16 protein-coding genes are annotated in these 15,500 nt (G+C 73.5%); 5 read left to right on the forward strand and 11 right to left on the reverse strand.

Annotated features, from left to right (window positions below; genetic code table 11):
• Positions 1 to 9 precede the first annotated feature (9 nt).
• From ACFYUZ_RS07555 to ACFYUZ_RS07570, 4 genes are all read right to left on the reverse strand, one after another.
• A complete protein-coding gene (locus ACFYUZ_RS07555) occupies positions 10 to 1,563 on the reverse strand; it encodes a M28 family metallopeptidase (RefSeq protein ID WP_389306942.1) in 1,554 nt (517 codons plus the stop codon).
• Between the two features lie 242 nt (positions 1,564 to 1,805).
• Positions 1,806 to 2,741, reverse strand: coding sequence for a prolyl aminopeptidase (pip, locus tag ACFYUZ_RS07560; RefSeq protein ID WP_389306944.1), 936 nt, complete (start codon positions 2,739 to 2,741; stop codon positions 1,806 to 1,808).
• Between the two features lie 66 nt (positions 2,742 to 2,807).
• On the reverse strand, positions 2,808 to 3,377 hold the full coding sequence (locus ACFYUZ_RS07565) for an RBBP9/YdeN family alpha/beta hydrolase (RefSeq protein ID WP_389306946.1): 570 nt from the start codon (positions 3,375 to 3,377) through the stop codon (positions 2,808 to 2,810).
• A gap of 84 nt (positions 3,378 to 3,461) precedes the next feature.
• Entirely contained in the window at positions 3,462 to 4,097 is a 636-nt protein-coding gene (locus ACFYUZ_RS07570) for a TetR/AcrR family transcriptional regulator (protein WP_389306948.1), read from the reverse strand.
• Between the two features lie 192 nt (positions 4,098 to 4,289).
• Between ACFYUZ_RS07570 and wrbA the strand changes: the two genes are divergently transcribed.
• The gene (wrbA, locus tag ACFYUZ_RS07575; RefSeq protein WP_389306949.1) at positions 4,290 to 4,898 is read left to right on the forward strand and encodes an NAD(P)H:quinone oxidoreductase; all 609 of its coding nucleotides are present in this window, start codon (positions 4,290 to 4,292) and stop codon (positions 4,896 to 4,898) included.
• Positions 4,899 to 4,990: 92 nt separating this feature from the next.
• Here wrbA and ACFYUZ_RS07580 read toward each other — a convergent pair whose 3' ends face one another.
• Entirely contained in the window at positions 4,991 to 5,278 is a 288-nt protein-coding gene (locus tag ACFYUZ_RS07580; protein ID WP_030685455.1) for a metal-sensitive transcriptional regulator, read from the reverse strand.
• 78 nt (positions 5,279 to 5,356) lie between these two features.
• Positions 5,357 to 5,989, reverse strand: coding sequence for a TetR/AcrR family transcriptional regulator (locus ACFYUZ_RS07585; RefSeq protein WP_389306950.1), 633 nt, complete (start codon positions 5,987 to 5,989; stop codon positions 5,357 to 5,359).
• 64 nt (positions 5,990 to 6,053) lie between these two features.
• On the opposite strand from ACFYUZ_RS07585, the gene ACFYUZ_RS07590 reads away from it, so the two are divergent.
• Positions 6,054 to 7,508: a DHA2 family efflux MFS transporter permease subunit gene (locus ACFYUZ_RS07590; protein WP_389306951.1), complete on the forward strand. Its 1,455-nt coding sequence runs from the start codon at positions 6,054 to 6,056 to the stop codon at positions 7,506 to 7,508.
• Here ACFYUZ_RS07590 and ACFYUZ_RS07595 read toward each other — a convergent pair.
• Positions 7,468 to 7,884 carry a YciI family protein gene (locus tag ACFYUZ_RS07595; RefSeq protein WP_389306952.1) on the reverse strand — a complete coding sequence of 139 codons (417 nt, stop codon included), beginning with the start codon at positions 7,882 to 7,884 and terminating at the stop codon, positions 7,468 to 7,470. The two genes, ACFYUZ_RS07590 and ACFYUZ_RS07595, sit on opposite strands and share 41 nt — an antisense overlap.
• 131 nt (positions 7,885 to 8,015) lie before the next feature.
• Here ACFYUZ_RS07595 and ACFYUZ_RS07600 point away from each other — a divergent pair, with 131 nt between their 5' ends.
• Positions 8,016 to 8,645, forward strand: coding sequence for a MarC family protein (locus tag ACFYUZ_RS07600; protein WP_389306953.1), 630 nt, complete (start codon positions 8,016 to 8,018; stop codon positions 8,643 to 8,645).
• 125 nt (positions 8,646 to 8,770) lie between these two features.
• On the opposite strand, the gene ACFYUZ_RS07605 is transcribed toward ACFYUZ_RS07600, so the two are convergent.
• Positions 8,771 to 9,952: a winged helix DNA-binding domain-containing protein gene (locus ACFYUZ_RS07605; protein ID WP_389306954.1), complete on the reverse strand. Its 1,182-nt coding sequence runs from the start codon at positions 9,950 to 9,952 to the stop codon at positions 8,771 to 8,773.
• 16 nt (positions 9,953 to 9,968) lie between these two features.
• Positions 9,969 to 10,769, reverse strand: coding sequence for an alpha/beta fold hydrolase (locus tag ACFYUZ_RS07610; protein WP_389306955.1), 801 nt, complete (start codon positions 10,767 to 10,769; stop codon positions 9,969 to 9,971).
• Positions 10,770 to 10,957: 188 nt separating this feature from the next.
• On the opposite strand from ACFYUZ_RS07610, the gene ACFYUZ_RS07615 reads away from it, so the two are divergent.
• The gene (locus tag ACFYUZ_RS07615) at positions 10,958 to 11,818 is read left to right on the forward strand and encodes a helix-turn-helix transcriptional regulator (protein WP_389306956.1); all 861 of its coding nucleotides are present in this window, start codon (positions 10,958 to 10,960) and stop codon (positions 11,816 to 11,818) included.
• 240 nt (positions 11,819 to 12,058) lie between these two features.
• On the opposite strand, the gene ACFYUZ_RS07620 is transcribed toward ACFYUZ_RS07615, so the two are convergent.
• The gene (locus tag ACFYUZ_RS07620) at positions 12,059 to 13,117 is read right to left on the reverse strand and encodes an aldo/keto reductase (protein ID WP_389306957.1); all 1,059 of its coding nucleotides are present in this window, start codon (positions 13,115 to 13,117) and stop codon (positions 12,059 to 12,061) included.
• A gap of 44 nt (positions 13,118 to 13,161) precedes the next feature.
• The gene (locus ACFYUZ_RS07625) at positions 13,162 to 14,139 is read right to left on the reverse strand and encodes a DUF5937 family protein (RefSeq protein ID WP_389307033.1); all 978 of its coding nucleotides are present in this window, start codon (positions 14,137 to 14,139) and stop codon (positions 13,162 to 13,164) included.
• 86 nt (positions 14,140 to 14,225) lie between these two features.
• On the opposite strand from ACFYUZ_RS07625, the gene ACFYUZ_RS07630 reads away from it, so the two are divergent.
• Positions 14,226 to 15,482, forward strand: coding sequence for an MFS transporter (locus tag ACFYUZ_RS07630; protein WP_389306958.1), 1,257 nt, complete (start codon positions 14,226 to 14,228; stop codon positions 15,480 to 15,482).
• Positions 15,483 to 15,500 lie beyond the last annotated feature (18 nt).

The raw sequence follows: 15,500 nt of genomic DNA on the forward strand, positions 1-15,500 counted from the left end.
AGGTACCGGTTAGGCGGTCACCTCGTCGTGGTCGCCGTGCAGGCCGCCGCCGCTGCCCGCGTCGCCCGTGGTCGGGGTGGAGACGACCGGCTTGCGCAGGGAGGAGATGTCGTGGGCGTAGGTGCCCACGGCGTTGGCGATGACGTCGATGTTGACGTCGAAGGCCGTCATGTCGATGTTGCGGATGTCATCGCCCTTGGCGTGGTAGTTCACGTCGTAGGCGACGCCCGCCGTGCCGCCGAACCTGGCCGCCTGGGCAGGGGTCTTGATGCCCTCGGCGCCGGTGAAGGTGCCGCCGGAGGGGATGCCGACGCCGATGAACGGGCCGTAGTCGGAGCGGCCGGTGAAGTCGGTGCCCTCGTGCGGGACCCCGCGCTTGTCCATGAAGTCGGTGATGTCGCGCTCCAGTTGGGCGGATCCCTCGGGGCCGGCGCCCGCGCCGACGCCGTCCGAGTTGTCGCCGTCGTACACGAACAGGCCGTAGTTCGGCGAGGCGATCATGTCGAAGTTGAGGTAGAGCTTGATCTCCTTCTTGTCGAGCGCCGTGAGGCTGTCGACGTAGTGCTCGGAGCCGAGGAGGCCGACCTCCTCCGCCGACCACCAGGCGAAGCGGACCTTGTTGCGGACCTTCTCCTTCGACTTGGCGAGCTCCAGGGCGGTCTGCAGGAGACCGGCGGAGCCGGAGCCGTTGTCGTTGATGCCGGGGCCGGCGGTGACGGAGTCGAGGTGGGAGCCGAGCATCACGGTGTTGGCGGCGTTGCCGCCCCGGGTCTCCGCGATGACGTTGTTGGTGGTGCGCTTCTCCTGGAGCTGGCGGATCTCGAAGGAGAGCGAGACCGGGCCCTTGGCGAGGTCGGCGGCGAGCTGCGTGCCCTCGGCCAGGCTGATCCCGCCGGTGGGGATCTTGCCGGAGGCCGGGTCGCCGAGGGTGCCGGAGAGGGCGCCGTCGACGTTGTTGTAGACGATCGCGCCGACGGCGCCGGCCGCGGCGGCGTTCTGCTGCTTGATCGCGAAGGAGCAGACGCCGCGCTTGATCAGCGCGATCTTCCCGGTGAAGGTGCCGGAGGCGAAGTCGCCCGGCTCGCAGCCGGTGGAGCCGTCGGCGTCGACCGGGACGGCCGCCAGCTCGGCGGTGATGCCGCCGACCGGGGTGGACTTCGTGTACGTCATCGCCTTGATGCCGAGCGTCCGGGAACCGGGCGAGACGACGGAGGCCTTCTCGGTGAGCGTCTCGGTGTAGATGAAGTCGAACTGCTGGTACCGGACGTCGTATCCGGCCTTCTTGAGCTGGGTGTACACATAGGCGGCCGAGGCGTCGTGGCCGAGGGTGCCGGCCGCGCGGTTTCCGGCGGCCGAGTCGGCTATCGCCTGGAACTTCTGCAGATGCCGGTAGGCGTCCTGGGCGGTGGTTTCGCGGACCAGCTTCTTCGCCAGCCTGGCGGCGTCGCGGGCGGGCGCGGCCGCGGGGTCCTGACCCGCGGTGGCGGGGGAGGCGAGGACCAGCGGGGTGGCGAGGGCGGCGGCGGCGAGGATGGCCGCGGCTCGGCGCTGGGATGCGTTCACAGAAGTCCTTCCCGGTACGGACGGAGGTTGAGGGGAAGCTAGCGATGTAGAGGGGCTTCTGTGAACAGATCCGTCACAATTCCTGTCAGGTCGCAGCAGGAAGGAAATACGGAGTTATCAATTCCCGATCCGCGGGTCCTCTTTCGCGGCTTTCGAGGTGTTTTTCCGGGACGGGCTCCGGGACGGGTTTCGGAGTTCATGCCCTGATCATCACGCGCGTGCGTGATGATCGCCCGGTGGGTTCACCTCTTCGCGAAGCGGTCGAGGGCCGCCAGGATCCGCTCCCGGGTCTCCTCGCCGCCCAGGTGCCCGGCGCGCTCGACGACGTGCAGCTCGGCGTCCGGCCAGGCGCGGGTCAGCTCCCACGCGGTGGTGAGCGGCCCGCCCATGTCGAGCCGGCCGTGGATCAGGACCCCGGGGATGCCGGCGAGCCGGTGCGCGTCGCGGATCAGCGCGCCCTCCTCCAGGAAGGCGCCGTGCGCGAAGTAGTGCGAGCAGATCCGGACGAAGCCGAGCCGGGTGTCGTCGACCCGGTCGGTGTACGGGGTCCCCATGCCCTCCATCGAGAGGACCGCGTCCTCCCAGGCGCACCAGTCGGCCGCGGCCCTCTCCCGTACGGCCCGGTCGGGGTGGTCCATGAGGGCCGCGTACGCCCCCACGACGTCGGGGGCGTCCCCCGCCCCCGCCCGGAAGCGCTCGTGGGCCTCGGGGAAGAAGCGGCCGACTCCCTCGTACAGCCAGGCGGTCTCGGAGCGGCGGGTGGTGGTGACGGCCGCGATCACGATCTCCGACACGCGCTCGGGGTGGGCCTCCGCGTACGCCAGGATCAGCGTGGAGCCCCAGGAGCCGCCGTACAGAAGCCACTTGTCGATGCCGAGGTGCTCGCGCAGCCGCTCCATGTCGGCCACCAGGTGCGCGGTGGTGTTCACAGACATGTCGGCGGCCGGGTCGCTCGCGTGCGGGGTGGAACGCCCGCAGCCGCGCTGGTCGAAGAGGACGACCCGGTACGCCTCCGGGTCGAAGTACCGCCGGCTGCGCGGGGAGGAGCCGGAGCCCGGCCCGCCGTGCACGACGAGCGCGGGCTTGCCGTCCGGGTTCCCGGACACCTCCCAGTGGACGAGGTTGCCGTCGCCCACGTCGAGCAGGCCTTGGTCATGAGGTGCGGTCTCGGGATGCATCCGGCCGACGCTACCGGGCGCGGGCGTCACGGGCCGGGGAGTTTTCCGGCCGCGGCCGGCCCGCGCTCACGGGTTCTCGTTCCCCCGCACCCGTACGGCCGGGTCCTCGCACCACTCCAGGAGCGAGGGCCACTCCCCGTACCCCGAATCGGGGTTGAGGTGCTCGCCGCCCGGTACGTGGTCCAGGTCGAGGCCGAGCGGGATGCCGTAGTGCAGGTCGGCGCCCTCGGGGCAGTACGGATCCCCGTCCCCGTACACGAGGCGCGCCTTGAGTCCCGCCTCCGCCAGGTCGAGGCCGTCGGCGAAGGCGGCGATCTCCGGGATCGAGGCGGTGACCCCCGGGGAGGGCGGGGCGACCAGGAGGACCCGGTCGGCGTCCGGCCGCCGGTGCCCGGCGCGCAGCCACAGCAGCACCGACAGGCTGTGCGCGAGGACCACGAACTCCCCCTCGGCCGGGCGCTGCCCGTGCTCCTCCAGGGCGTCGAGCCACTCGTCGAGGACGGGCGCGTCCGGCGCGGGCAGCTGCGGGTAGCGGACCTCGTGGCCACGCTCGCGCAGCTGCCCGGCGAGCCAGTGCTGCCAGTGGGCGGGCGGGCGGCGGTTCTGGAAGCCGTGCAGGATCAGGTACGTGGTCATGGCGTGATCCTGCGACGCCGGAGGCCGCCGGTCCACCACCGTCCACGGAGCGGTCGGCGCCCTCCGGGGCCGGATCGCCCGGGGTCAGGCCCGCAGGGTGAGCAGCTCCCGCACGCCGGCCTTGAGGCGCTCGGCCGACAGCTCCTGTTCGACCGTCAGGTGGTGCATGACGTCGGGCGAGAACGGCGCGAGCGCCAGGTGCGCGAGGAGCGTGCGGTCGCCCTCCGGTCTGAGCTCGCCGATGAGCAGGGCCATATGCGTGTGCATCACCCGGTAGGCACCGCTGTGGTAGCGGGCGCGGGGCGCGGCGGAGTGCGCCGCGAGCAGCAGGGCGCGCTGCGCGGCGACCCGGTCGACGAGCGCGTCGAGGAAGGCGTCGAGCCGCTCGGCGGCGGGGGCGCCCGGGCCCAGCGGGGGCGGGCCGCTCATGTACGCCTCCTGGAACGTGCGCTCGCGCTCGTCGAGGAGCGCCCACAGCAGCTGGGAGACGTCGCCGAAGCGGCGGTAGACGGTGCCGACGCCGATGCCGCTGGCGTGGGCGACCTGGTTCATGGTGACGGCGTCGGGGCCTTCCTCGGCGACGATCCGGGCGGCCGCGTCGAGGATCCTGCGCCGGTTGCGGGCCGCGTCGGCGCGCTCGGGGGCGGGGGCGTCGACGGTGGGGAGCAGGTCGAGCACCGGCGCCGTCCTGTCTCCGGCCCGCGGGTTCTCCGTGCTCATCTGCCGACTCCTGTCCCTGTGTCCTGAGCTCCGTCTCCCCCTGGGTCGCTCTCGCGGCTTCCTGAGGCGAGCATACCTGTTCCCCTTGCGAAACGGATAGCAATCCGTTTAGTCTCGGTCACGGTAAAGCGGAAAACGATCCGCTTGACCTGTTCGTGTGGTCCGTTCGTGTTCGGCTGAGGAGAGTCCGTCATGTCCGTCAAGGTCGCCGTCATCTACTACTCGGCCACGGGAGCCGTCCACCAGCTCGCCCAGGCCCTCGCCGAGGGCGCCGAGAAGGCCGGCGCCGAGGTCCGCCTGCGCCGGGTGCCCGAGCTCGCCCCCGACGCCGCCATCGACGCCAACCCGGCCTGGCGCGCCCACGTGGACGCCACCGGGGACGTGGAGGTCGCCACCCTGGAGGACCTGGAGTGGGCGGACGCGTACGCGCTCGGCTCCCCGACCCGCTTCGGCAACGTGTCCGCGCAGCTCAAGCAGTACGTCGACACGACCGGCGGCCTCTGGCAGCGGGGCGTCATGGCGGACAAGCCCGCGACCGCCTTCACCAGCGCCCACAACGTCCACGGCGGCAACGAGTCGACGCTGCTCGCGCTCTACAACACCTTCCACCACTGGGGCTCGGTCATCGTCTCGCCCGGCTTCACCGACCCGGCGGTGTACGCGGCCGGCGGCAACCCCTACGGCACCGCCCACCCGGGCGCCAACGGCACCCCGGGGGAGGAGGTCCTCGCGGCCGCCCGCTACCAGGGCGAGCGCCTGACCCGCATCGCCAAGCGCCTGAAGGGCCTGGCGGACGACTGACGGCCGGACGTGGACACGGGAGTGCCCCCGGGGCGACGCCCCGGGGGCACTCCCGTGTCCCGTGTCCCCTCTCCGGCTAGGCCAGTCTCCGGCTAGGCCAGCGAGAGGAAGAGCTTCTCCAGGCGGGCCCGCATGGCCTCGGGGTCCTCGCCGTTCTTGCGCCCGCCCTCGATGTCGGTCAGGCACTGCTGGAGACCGGTCGCGATGATCGCGAAGCCGGCCCGGTCGAGGGCCCGGGAGGCGGCCGCCAGCTGGGTGACGACCTCCTCGCAGTCGCGCCCCTCCTCGATCATCCGGATCACCCCGGAGATCTGGCCCTGCGCCCGGCGCAGCCGGTTCAGGACCGCCTTGAGCTCGGCGCCCGCGAGATCGAGTTCCACTGTCACTCCTCCACAGATACCCCAGGGGGTAATTTACTCCCCGGCACGGGGTCCGTCGACGTCCAAGGATGACACCTGTCAGGGCGTGTAGCGGCGGAGGAACATCTCCACCCCGTCGACGACGAGCCGCTCGCTCAGCTCCTCGGTGAGCTCCGTCCCGTACTGCTCGAACACCATCTGCGGGAAGACGAGCAGCGAGTACAGCTGGAGGACCGCGACCTCCAGGTCCGGGATCGCCAGCCGGCCCCGGTCGGCGAGGGCGCGCAGGGCGTCCGCGACGGCCGGGTGGTGGCCGGCGGGACCGTGCGCGCGCCAGGCGCGGCCCAGCTCGGGGAAGCGGTGGAGCTCGGTGGCGACGAGCGTGCGCAGGGCGCGGCCCTCGTCGTCGGCCCGTACGGCCCGTGCCCAGGCGCGCCCGGCCTCGACGAGGGCGGCGCGCAGGTCCTCGGCGTCGGGGAGCAGAGAGAGGTCCGGCCCGTCGGTGTCGGCCCCCAGGGGCTCGTCGAGGGCGCCGGCGACGACGGCGGTGAAGAGGGCCTCCTTGCTGCCGAAGTGGTTGTAGACGGTCACCTTGGAGACGCCCGCCTCGGCGGCGATGGCGTCCATGCCGACGCCGAAGCCCTCCCGGAGGAAGAGGTCGCGGGCGGCCCGCACGACGGCCTGTCGCTTGCGGGCGGCGCGGGGGCCGGTGGGGGCGGGCTTGGGTTCCATGGCCGGAGCGTACCAAGGGAACTGTACTCTTGAGTTCAACTGTACTGTGCCGTACAGTTCAGTTATGTCGACCGCCACCGCCACCGCCGGCGCCCACGCACGCCGCTGGACTGCCCTCGCGCTGATCTGCGCGGCCCAGTTCATGCTGATCCTCGACGTCACCGTCGTGAACGTCGCCCTGCCCGCCCTCGCCGCCGACCTCGACCTCGACCGCACCGCCCTGACCTGGGTCGTCACCGCCTACACCCTCTGCTTCGGCGGCCTGATGCTCCTCGGCGGACGGCTGGCGGACGCCCTCGGCGCCCGCCAGGTCCTCCTCGCCGGCCTCACCCTGTTCACGGCGGCCTCGCTCACCTGCGGACTCGCGCCGAACGCCACCGTCCTGCTCTCCGGCCGCGTCGCCCAGGGCATCGGCGCCGCCCTCCTCTCCCCGGCGGCGCTCGCCCTCGTCACCACCCTGTTCCACGGCCCCGAACGGGCCAGGGCGATCAGCGCCTGGGCGGCCGTCGGCGGTACCGGCTCGGCCGTCGGCGTCCTCCTCGGCGGCGCCCTCACGTCCGGCCCGGGCTGGCCCTGGATCTTCCACGTGAACGTCCCGACGGGCCTGGCGCTGCTCGCCGTCCTCCCGAGGCTGCTGCCGAAGGATCCCGCCCCGGCCCGCACCCGCCCCCTGGACGTCCCGGGCGCCCTCCTCGTCACCTCCGCCACGGGCGCGCTCGTCTACGGGCTCGTCCGGGCGGGCGACTCCGGCTGGACCGCCCCGGCCGCCCTGCTGCCACTCCTGGGCGCGATCGCCCTCTACGCGGGGTTCGCTGGGGTGGAGCGAAGGTCCCGCACGCCCCTCATGGACCTTCGGATGCTGACCCGGCGCCCGGTCGTGGCCGGCTCCCTGCTCATGTTGGTCGCGACCGCGCTCCTGATCTCGTTCTTCTTCCTCGGCTCGATGCGGCTCCAGCACGGCCACGGCCTCGACGCCTTCCGCACCGGCCTCCTCTTCCTCCCGGTCGCCCTCGCCACGGCGATCGGCGCGCACCTCGGCTCCCGCCTCGTCACGACCGCGGGCCCGCGCGCCTGCACCGCCGGCGGCATGGCCCTGGCGGCCGCCGGCTGCCTGCCCCTGGCGTTCCTCACGCCGACCGCCGATCCCTGGACCACCCTCCTGCCGGCCCTGGCCGTGGCGGCTTTCGGCCTGGGCGCGGTCTTCGTCACGGCGACCACGACGGCCCTCGGCCTGATCCCGCCGCACGAGGCCGGCCTCGCCTCGGGGATCGTCAACACCTTCCACGAACTCGGCGGCACGATCGGCGTGGCCCTCGCCTCCACCCTCGCCCTCGGCACCACGCCCCCGGCCGCGACCGGCTTCACCACCGCCTTCAAGGCCTGCGCCCTGGCGGCCGCGGCGGCGGCCCTGACGGCCCCCTTCCTCGTCCCCCGGGGCAGGCCCCGCGCCACCGGCGGGGCCCACGGGGCGCACCGGCTCAGTCCTGGGCCGGACCCGTCTCGTCGATCGGGCGGATGACCACCGGGTGGTCCGGGGAGCCGGGCGGGACCGGGCAGCGGGCCACCCGGGCGGCGATCTCGGTGACGCGCTCCAGGGAGGCGCAGTCGAGGACCCAGTAGCCGGCGAGGACCTCCTTGGTCTCGGCGTACGGGCCGTCGGTGACGAGCGGCTTCCCGTCGCCGTCCACCGTGACGAAGCGGGTCGTGGACGGGGCGGCGAGGCCCTGGGCGTCGATCATCTCGCCGCTCGCGGACACCTCCTCGTTGATCGCGTTCATGTGGTCGAACATCGCCTTGAGCTGCGTCTTGTCCCAGGCGGGGCTCTGCGCGGAGCCGTGCCCCGCCATCGCCTCGTAGTCGGCCTGCGACCCCTGCACCATCACCAGGTACTTCATGACGTCCTCCTCGCTCGCGGGTCCGGTCTGCCTCTCGCAGCACAGTCGGAGCCGGGTGGCCGTTCTCGACACCGCGCGGAAGGAAACCGGAAAAACGGGAGAAATCACCCGGCCGCCCCATGATTTCCGGTGTGAACGCATTCACCTTCTCCGCCGCCTTCATCGCCTTCTTCTCCGTCGTCGGCCCCCCGAAGGTGCTCCTCGCCTTCGCCGGCCTCGCCCAGGTCCACGACGTCCGCCAGGTGCGGACCATCGCGCTCGTCTCCTCCGGCGCGGCCGTCCTCGTCGGCCTCGTCACCGGCATCACGTCACCCTGGCTGCTCGACCTCTTCCACATCAGCACCCCCGCCCTCCAGCTGGCGGGCGGGATCATCTTCTTCATCTACGCCGTCGGTCTCGTCCTCGGCCTCCACCTCGGCTCCGACAGCGCCCACCAGGACGCCCCCGACCTGGTCAGCGGGGTGCGCGAGCTGCTCATGCCGTACGTCGTGAGCCCGCTCGCCATGACCGCCGTGCTCATCGAGGCGGCCGAGCGCGACTCCTTCAGCTGGCGCTCGACGGTGGTCGGCGCGTACGTGGCGGTCATCGCCCTCGACCTGGTCTGCGTCCTGCTCCTCGCCCGGATCCTGCGCCGCACCCACCACGCCACGATCGAGCTGCTCGGCCGCCTCCTGGGCCTGCTGCTCGCCGCCGTCGGCGTCGACCTGGTCCTCGACGGCCTCTTCGACCTGGGCGTCTCCGGCCTGGACGTCCGCCACTAGGAGGTGGGGTTCCGCTCAGGGGGCGATCCGCGCCAGGAGGCGCCGCGCCGCTCAGGTCCGATCCCCGCCAGGAGAGGTGCCGCGCCGCTCAGGTCCGATCCCCGCCAGGAGAGGTGCCGCGCCGCTCAGGTCCGATCCGCGCTCAGCTCCCGCTCCAGCGGGGTCCGGAAACGGGGCGTCACCCGGACGTCGCCCACCCACCGCGCGAGCCGCGCCGCCTCCGCCCCGATCGCCCGCTCCGCGTCCGCGCCCACGTCGGCGAGGAGCCGGTGGACGACGGCGCCGTCCGGGCGCTGCGCCCAGCCGCCGACGATCCGGCCGTTCCACCACACCGTCGGCCCGACGTTCCCGCTGCGGTCGTACAGCGCCGCCCGATGGGCCGGGTCCAGGTACCAGTCGCGGCCCTGCCAGCCCATCGCCGTCGGGTCGAGCGCGGGCAGCAGCGCCGCCCACGGCTCCGGCTCCGGGACGGCCCCGAGGTCGTCCGGCAGGACGAAACCCGTCCCCTCGTCCACCGTCACCGGCAGCGCCCCCACCGCCACGAGAGCCTTGCGCACGTCCGTGACCCTCCACCCCGTCCACCACGTCAGGTCCGCCTCGGTCGCCGGCCCGCACGCCCCGAGCCAGTGCCGCAACAGCTCCGCCCGCGCCGAGGCCGGGTCCAGTGCGGGGTGGGCCCCGGCGACCGCCCACCGGAAACGGCTCGACGTCCACGTCCCCTGCGGCCGGCCCCGTACGATCCGGCCCTCCATGCCCAGCACCCGCAGCACCCGGCTCGCCACGGACTGCGTCCCTTCCTGACGGGTGCCCGGCCCGTACACGTACGTCGACCTCAACCTCGGTACCGCCGCGCCCAGTTCGGTCCCGGTCGCCTCGCCCCGGGCCGCCAGCTCCGCGAGGACGAGCCGCTCGGTCTCCACGAGCCAGTCCTCGTCGAATTCGCTGCCGGCCGCCAAGTGCTTGAGGAGCGTGGTGCGTTCACGGACGGCCGCCGGCCGGGTCGTCGAGGTCTGGACGGCGGCGGCGAGGGAGGCCGGGAAGACGAAGACCGTGTGCCGCATGCCGTGCATCCGGACCAGCGCCCCGTCCTCGTACAGCGCCCGCTCCACCGCCCCCACCGGCTCGACGCCCTCCGCCAGCCGCGCCGCCACCGCGAGGAACACGCTCGCCGGATCCGTCGCGTGCAGCGCCACGAGCGCGTCCCCGACCTCCGCCGCCGACCCCGCCCGCGCGCTCCCCGCCAGCCGGTGCCGCACCCCGAGCCGGGCCCGCCGCTCCGCCGCGTCGATGAACCTGGTGTCTCCCATGGACCCCATCATGGGTTCAGGCGGCGGCCGGGCCCAGGAACTCCGTCACCGTCCTCACGAACTCGTCCTCCTTCTCGAAGAACATGACGTGACCGGCGTCGATCTCCGCGTACCTGCTGCCGGCGATCGCCGCGTGCAGCTCCCGGCTGTTCTCCACCGGCACGGTGATGTCCTGCGTGCCCCCCACGACCAGCGTCTCCGCCTCGATCCGGGGCAGCAGCGCGCGGATGTCGACCGTCAGGTCGAGCGCCACGTGCCGCAGGGTGCCCGGGGTGGGCGGCATGTTCGGGACGAGCGCCTCCACGCCCTCGCGGCCGATCGAGTTGAGGAAGCCGCGGCTGAAGCCGGTCATCGTCACGCTCCGCCCGAAGCCCGCGGGATCGAACTCGCCGAGCCGCTGCCACAGCGTGAACAGGTTCCGCAGGTACTCGTCGCCGTCGGTGTGCGCCCACCCCGCCACCAGCACCAGCCGCTCCACCAGGTCCGGGCGGAGCGCGGCCACGGCCGCCGACACCGGGGCCCCCATCGAGAAGCCGAGGAGGTCCACCGGACCGGTGCCCGCGTCCTCGATCACCGCGGCGACCTGCGCGGCGAGCGTCTCGACGGTCAGCGGCCCGCCGTCGTCGACGGTCCGGTCGGCACCGGACAGGTCCAGCGTGACGACCCGGCGGTCGCCGATGAAGCGCGGCGCCGTCTGCCCCCAGTTGATGACGGCGCCGCCGGAGCCGGTGCCGTGGACGAGGAGGAGGGCGGGCCCGCTGCCCGAGCCCTCGACGTCGTAGCGGACGCGGGCGGTGCCGACGGTGACGGTGGCCATGGTCTCTGCTCCCGGTGGATGCGGCCTCCCCGGGCGGGGAGGCGGTCGGTGACCGGCCCCGTCCGCTCCCGGCGGGAGGCGGTCGGTGGCCGACACCGAGGACTCTGCCGATCCCCGGAAGCGGCCGGGAGAGCCCTTCCGAGCCTGGGACCGCCGATCCCTGGATACGGCCGCCCGCACCCGGCACCATGATCGGCATGACGATCGACCGCCGAGAACTCGCCGACTTCCTGCGCCGTTCCCGCGAGCGGGTGCGCCCGCAGGAGGCGGGCCTCCCGGCCGGCCCCCGGCGCCGCACCCCCGGACTGCGCCGCGAGGAGGTCGCCCAGCTCGCCGGCATGTCCGCCGACTACTACATCCGCCTGGAGCAGGCCCGCGGCCCGCAGCCCTCGCCGCAGATGCTCGCCGCGCTCGCCCGCGCGCTGCGCCTCGACACCGACGAGCGCGACCACCTCCACCTCCTCGCCGGCCACCGCCCGCCCGCCGGCGCCACGGCCGGCGACCACGTCGCACCCGGCCTGCTCCACCTGCTCGACCAGCTGGAGACGACCCCCGCACAGGTCCTGAGCGACCTCGGGGACGTCCTCGCCCAGAACGCGATGGCCCAGTCCCTGCTCGGCGGCGTGTGCACGGTGTCGGAGCACGGGCGGAACGTGGTGTGGCGCTGGTTCGCCGACGCGACGGTCCGTACGGCGTACCCGGCCGAGGAGCACGCGTACTACAGCCGCCTCCACGTCGCCGACCTGCGCGCGGCCGTCGGCCGCCGCTCCGGCGACCCGGCCGCCACGCGCCTCGTGGAGCGACTGCGCGGGGCGAGCGAGGAGTTCGCGGAGCTGTGGGAGCGCCACGAGGTGGCGGTCCGCCGGCACAGCCGGATGCGGGTCGCGCACCCGGTGATCGGCACGGTCGACCTGGACTGCCAGGTGCTGCTGGCCCCGGAGGGCGAGCAGCGCCTCGTCCTCTACACCCCGCCGCCGGGCACGGACACGGGGGAGCGCCTGGCCCTGCTGCGGGTGGTGGGCACGGAACAGTTCACGGCGACGCCGTAGCGCAGCGGCTCAGCCACCCGCCCGAGGGCGCGCCGCCACCGGACGGCACACCGCCACCGGACGGCACACCGCCACCGGACGGCACACCGCCACCGGACGGCACACCGCCACCGGACGGCACACCGCCCCCGGACGGCACACCGCCCCCGGGCAGCGCGCCGCCACCCGAAAGCGCACCGTCCTCACTCCGCACACCGTCCTCACCCCGCACACCGCCCCCACCCGACGGCACACCGTCCGTCACCCGGCCGCGCGCTCGCCGATCGGCCGCCGTCGGAGGGAGGAATCGGTGAGGAAGGGCGGCCGCCAGGCGCCGTCCGGCTGGTAGAGGTTGGTCCCCGGCGGCACGATCGCGTCGATCCGGTCGAGGACCTCGTCGGTGAGGACGACCGGCGCTCCCTTCAGCAGCCCCTCCAGCTGCTCCATCGTCCGGGGCCCGATGATCACGGACGTCACGGCCGGATGGGAGGCGACGAACGCGATCGCCAGCTCGGGCAGGGAGCACCCGACCTCGTCGGCCAGCGCGACGAACTCCTCGACGGCGTCGAGCTTGGCGGCGTTGACCGGCAGCGAGGGGTCGAAGCGGTGCGGGGTGAGCGCGGGCCGCCCGCTGGTCAGGTCGATCGCCTGCCCCTTGCGGTACTTGCCCGTGAGGAAGCCGGACGCGAGCGGACTCCAGGTCAGCACCCCCATCCCGTACTTCTGGGCGGTGGGCAGCACGTTCGCCTCCACGCCGCGGGCGAGCAGCGAGTACGGCGGCTGCTCGGAGCGGAACCGGCGCAGCCCGCGCCGCTCGGCGACGGCGTGCGCCTCGACGATCTCCTCGGCGGGGAAGGTGGAGCAGCCGAAGGCCCGGATCTTCCCCTGGGTGACGAGGTCCCCGAGGACGTCGAGGGTCTCCTCGATGTCGGTCCGGTGGTCGGGCCGGTGCACCTGATACAGGTCGATCCAGTCGGTGCCGAGCCGCTTGAGGCTGTTCTCGACGGCGAGGGTGATCCAACGCCGGGAGCCACCGCCCCTGTTGGGCCCCTCACCGCCGACGGGGAAGTACACCTTGGTGGCGAGGACGGTCGCCTCCCGGCGCCGCGGGTCGCGCAGCGCCTTGCCGACGATCTCCTCGGACTCGCCGGCCGAGTACATGTCGGCCGTGTCCACGAAGTTGACGCCCTGGTCGAGGGCGGCATGGATGATCCGTACGGACTCCTGATGGTCCGGATTGCCGACGGCTCCGAACATCATGGTGCCGAGGCAGTAGGTGCTGACGTCGATCCCGGTCCCGCCGAGTACCCGATAGCGCATGCGCGCACTCTAGGGACTGGAGTGCACTCCAAGGCAAGGGGCGGCTAGGGGTGCAGGAGCTGGTCGGCGACGGCGGTGCGGGCGTAGAGGACGGAGCGGCCGCTGCGGTGGGCGGTGACGAGGCCGGCGTTGCGGAGGGCGATGAGGTGCTGGGAGACGCCGGCGGCGGACATGCCGCAGTGGGTGGCGAGCTGGGTGGTGGAGGCGGGGGTGTCGAGCTCGGTGAGGAGCAGGGTGCGGGAGCGGCCGAGGACGGCGGCGACGGCGTCCGTGGCGTCGGTGGCACGGGGTTCCCAGACGCTCCCGAAACCCCGTGCCGGATAGGCGAGTTGGGGTGGGTCGGGGTGGACCGACCGGGTGAGGACGCTGGGCCAGGCGAAGACGGAGGGGATGAGCAGCAGCCCGGAGCCTGCCTGGTCGCGGGTGAGCGCGCAGTGCCGCCGTACGAGCCGTAGGGTGCCGTCGTCCCACCGCACGGTCTCGTGGAGCTCACTCAGCACCCGCGCCGAACCGTGCTCGGCGACCTGCCGCGCCCGGTGGAAGACGTCCGCCTCCAGGACCTTCTGGATGCGGGCCCAGTAGGGGGCGAGGGCGAGCTCCCAGTACGTCTCGATCTCGTCGGCGACCTTGGGGAGGACGGCCTCGGGGTCCTCGCGCAGCAGCCGGAGCCGGGGCTCGCGACTGCCCTTCCCCTCCAGCGAGTCGAGGTCGTCCCGCACGTCCGCGGCGGGGGCGCGGCGGATGGCGTCGAGCTCGGCGGCGAGGGCGGGGAAGGGTCCGGCGGGGGTGGGGTTGAGGAAGTCGGCGAGGTACCCCTGGGCGGGGATCAGCGCGGCGAGCCAGCCGCGGTCGAGACCGGCGCGGACGAGCCGGGGCCGCACCTGGGCGGCCCAGCGCCCGTGCGGGGCGGAGTCGGGCCGGTGGGCGACGACGCGGTAGCTGGTGACGACCTCCCACATGGGGGAGACGGCGAAACGGGTCTGGGCGAGGTCGGCGGCGGAGAAACTGAGCCCGGCTTCCATGCGTTCCACGTCCTGGGGGTAGCGAATGGATTCGGTCTGAGCTTAATCAATGGAGGGGCGCGGGGGCGGGAAAGCACGCTCCTCCCATGCCTCGAACCTCCAGCACCACCACAGCGGCACCCTCCTCCTCATCCTCTTCCTCCGCCTCCTCCGGCTCGGCCTTCAAGGGCCTCCCGTCGGTGGTCTGGACGATCTTCGCGGGAACGATCGTCAACCGCCTCGGCTACCTCGTCACGCCGTTCCTGGTCTTCTTCCTCGCCTCGCGGGGAGTGACCGGCGGGGACACCTCGTACGTCCTCGGAGCGCTCGGAGCGGGCAACCTGATCGGCCCCGCGGTGGGCGGCGTCCTCGCCGACCGCATCGGCCGTCGCCCCACGATGCTGATCGGCCTGATCGGCGCGGCGGCGGCACAGGGAGCGCTCTTCCTGGCGCCGGGGGTGTGGACGATGGCGGGGGCGGCGCTGCTGATCAGCGCGGCCGGCAGCACGGTCTCCCCGGCGGCGTACGCCCTGCTGGCCGACGCCGTGGACAGCGAACGGCGGCAGCGCGCGTACGCGCTCTTCGGCTGGGGCGTGAACATCGGCACCGCGGTGGCGGGAGTCCTGGGCGGCTACCTCGCGGCGCAGGGGTACTGGCTGCTGTTCGCGGTCGACGCGGGCTCGATGCTGCTGTACGCGGCGGTGGTGGCGATCCGCCTGCCGGAGCCGCGGCGCTCGGCACCGACGGGACCGGCGAAGGACGGCATCGGCTACGGAGTGGTCCTCCGGGACCGCCTGGCCCTCCTCCTGCTCCCCCTCTTCGGCGTCCAGCTCTTCGTGTACTCGCTGACCGAGGTCGCGCTCCCGCTCGCCGTCCGCGACAGCGGCCTCTCGCCGGCGGTGTACGGGGCGATGGCGGCCGTCAACGCGATCCTGGTCGTCGCGCTGCAGCCCTTCGCGACCGCGTGGCTGGCGCGGCTCCCGCAGGTGGCGGTGCAGAGCGCGGGGAGCGGTCTGATCGCGGTGGGCGTCGCGCTGACCGGCCTCGCCGACGGCATCGCCGGCTACACGGTGTCGGTCGTGATCTGGTCGCTCGGCGAGGTCGTCGTCGCGGGCATCGCCGCCGGCGTCTTCGCCAACCTGGCCCCGGCGCACGCCCGCGGCCGCTACCAGGGCGCCTTCAGCTGGACCTGGGGAGCGGCCCGCTTCGGGGCCCTCACCCTGGGAGTGACCACCTACACGACCCTGGGCCCGGCGACGCTGTGGTGGACGGCACTGGTGGCGGGAACGGCCACGGCGGCGATCACCCTGGCGCTGCGCACCCGGGTGGAGGCCCGTACGACGGCGCACACCCTGGCGGCATGAGCCCGAGGGGCGGGCGGC

The organism is Streptomyces sp. NPDC004266 (genome assembly GCF_042874095.1).
Lineage (GTDB): Bacteria > Actinomycetota > Actinomycetes > Streptomycetales > Streptomycetaceae > Streptomyces.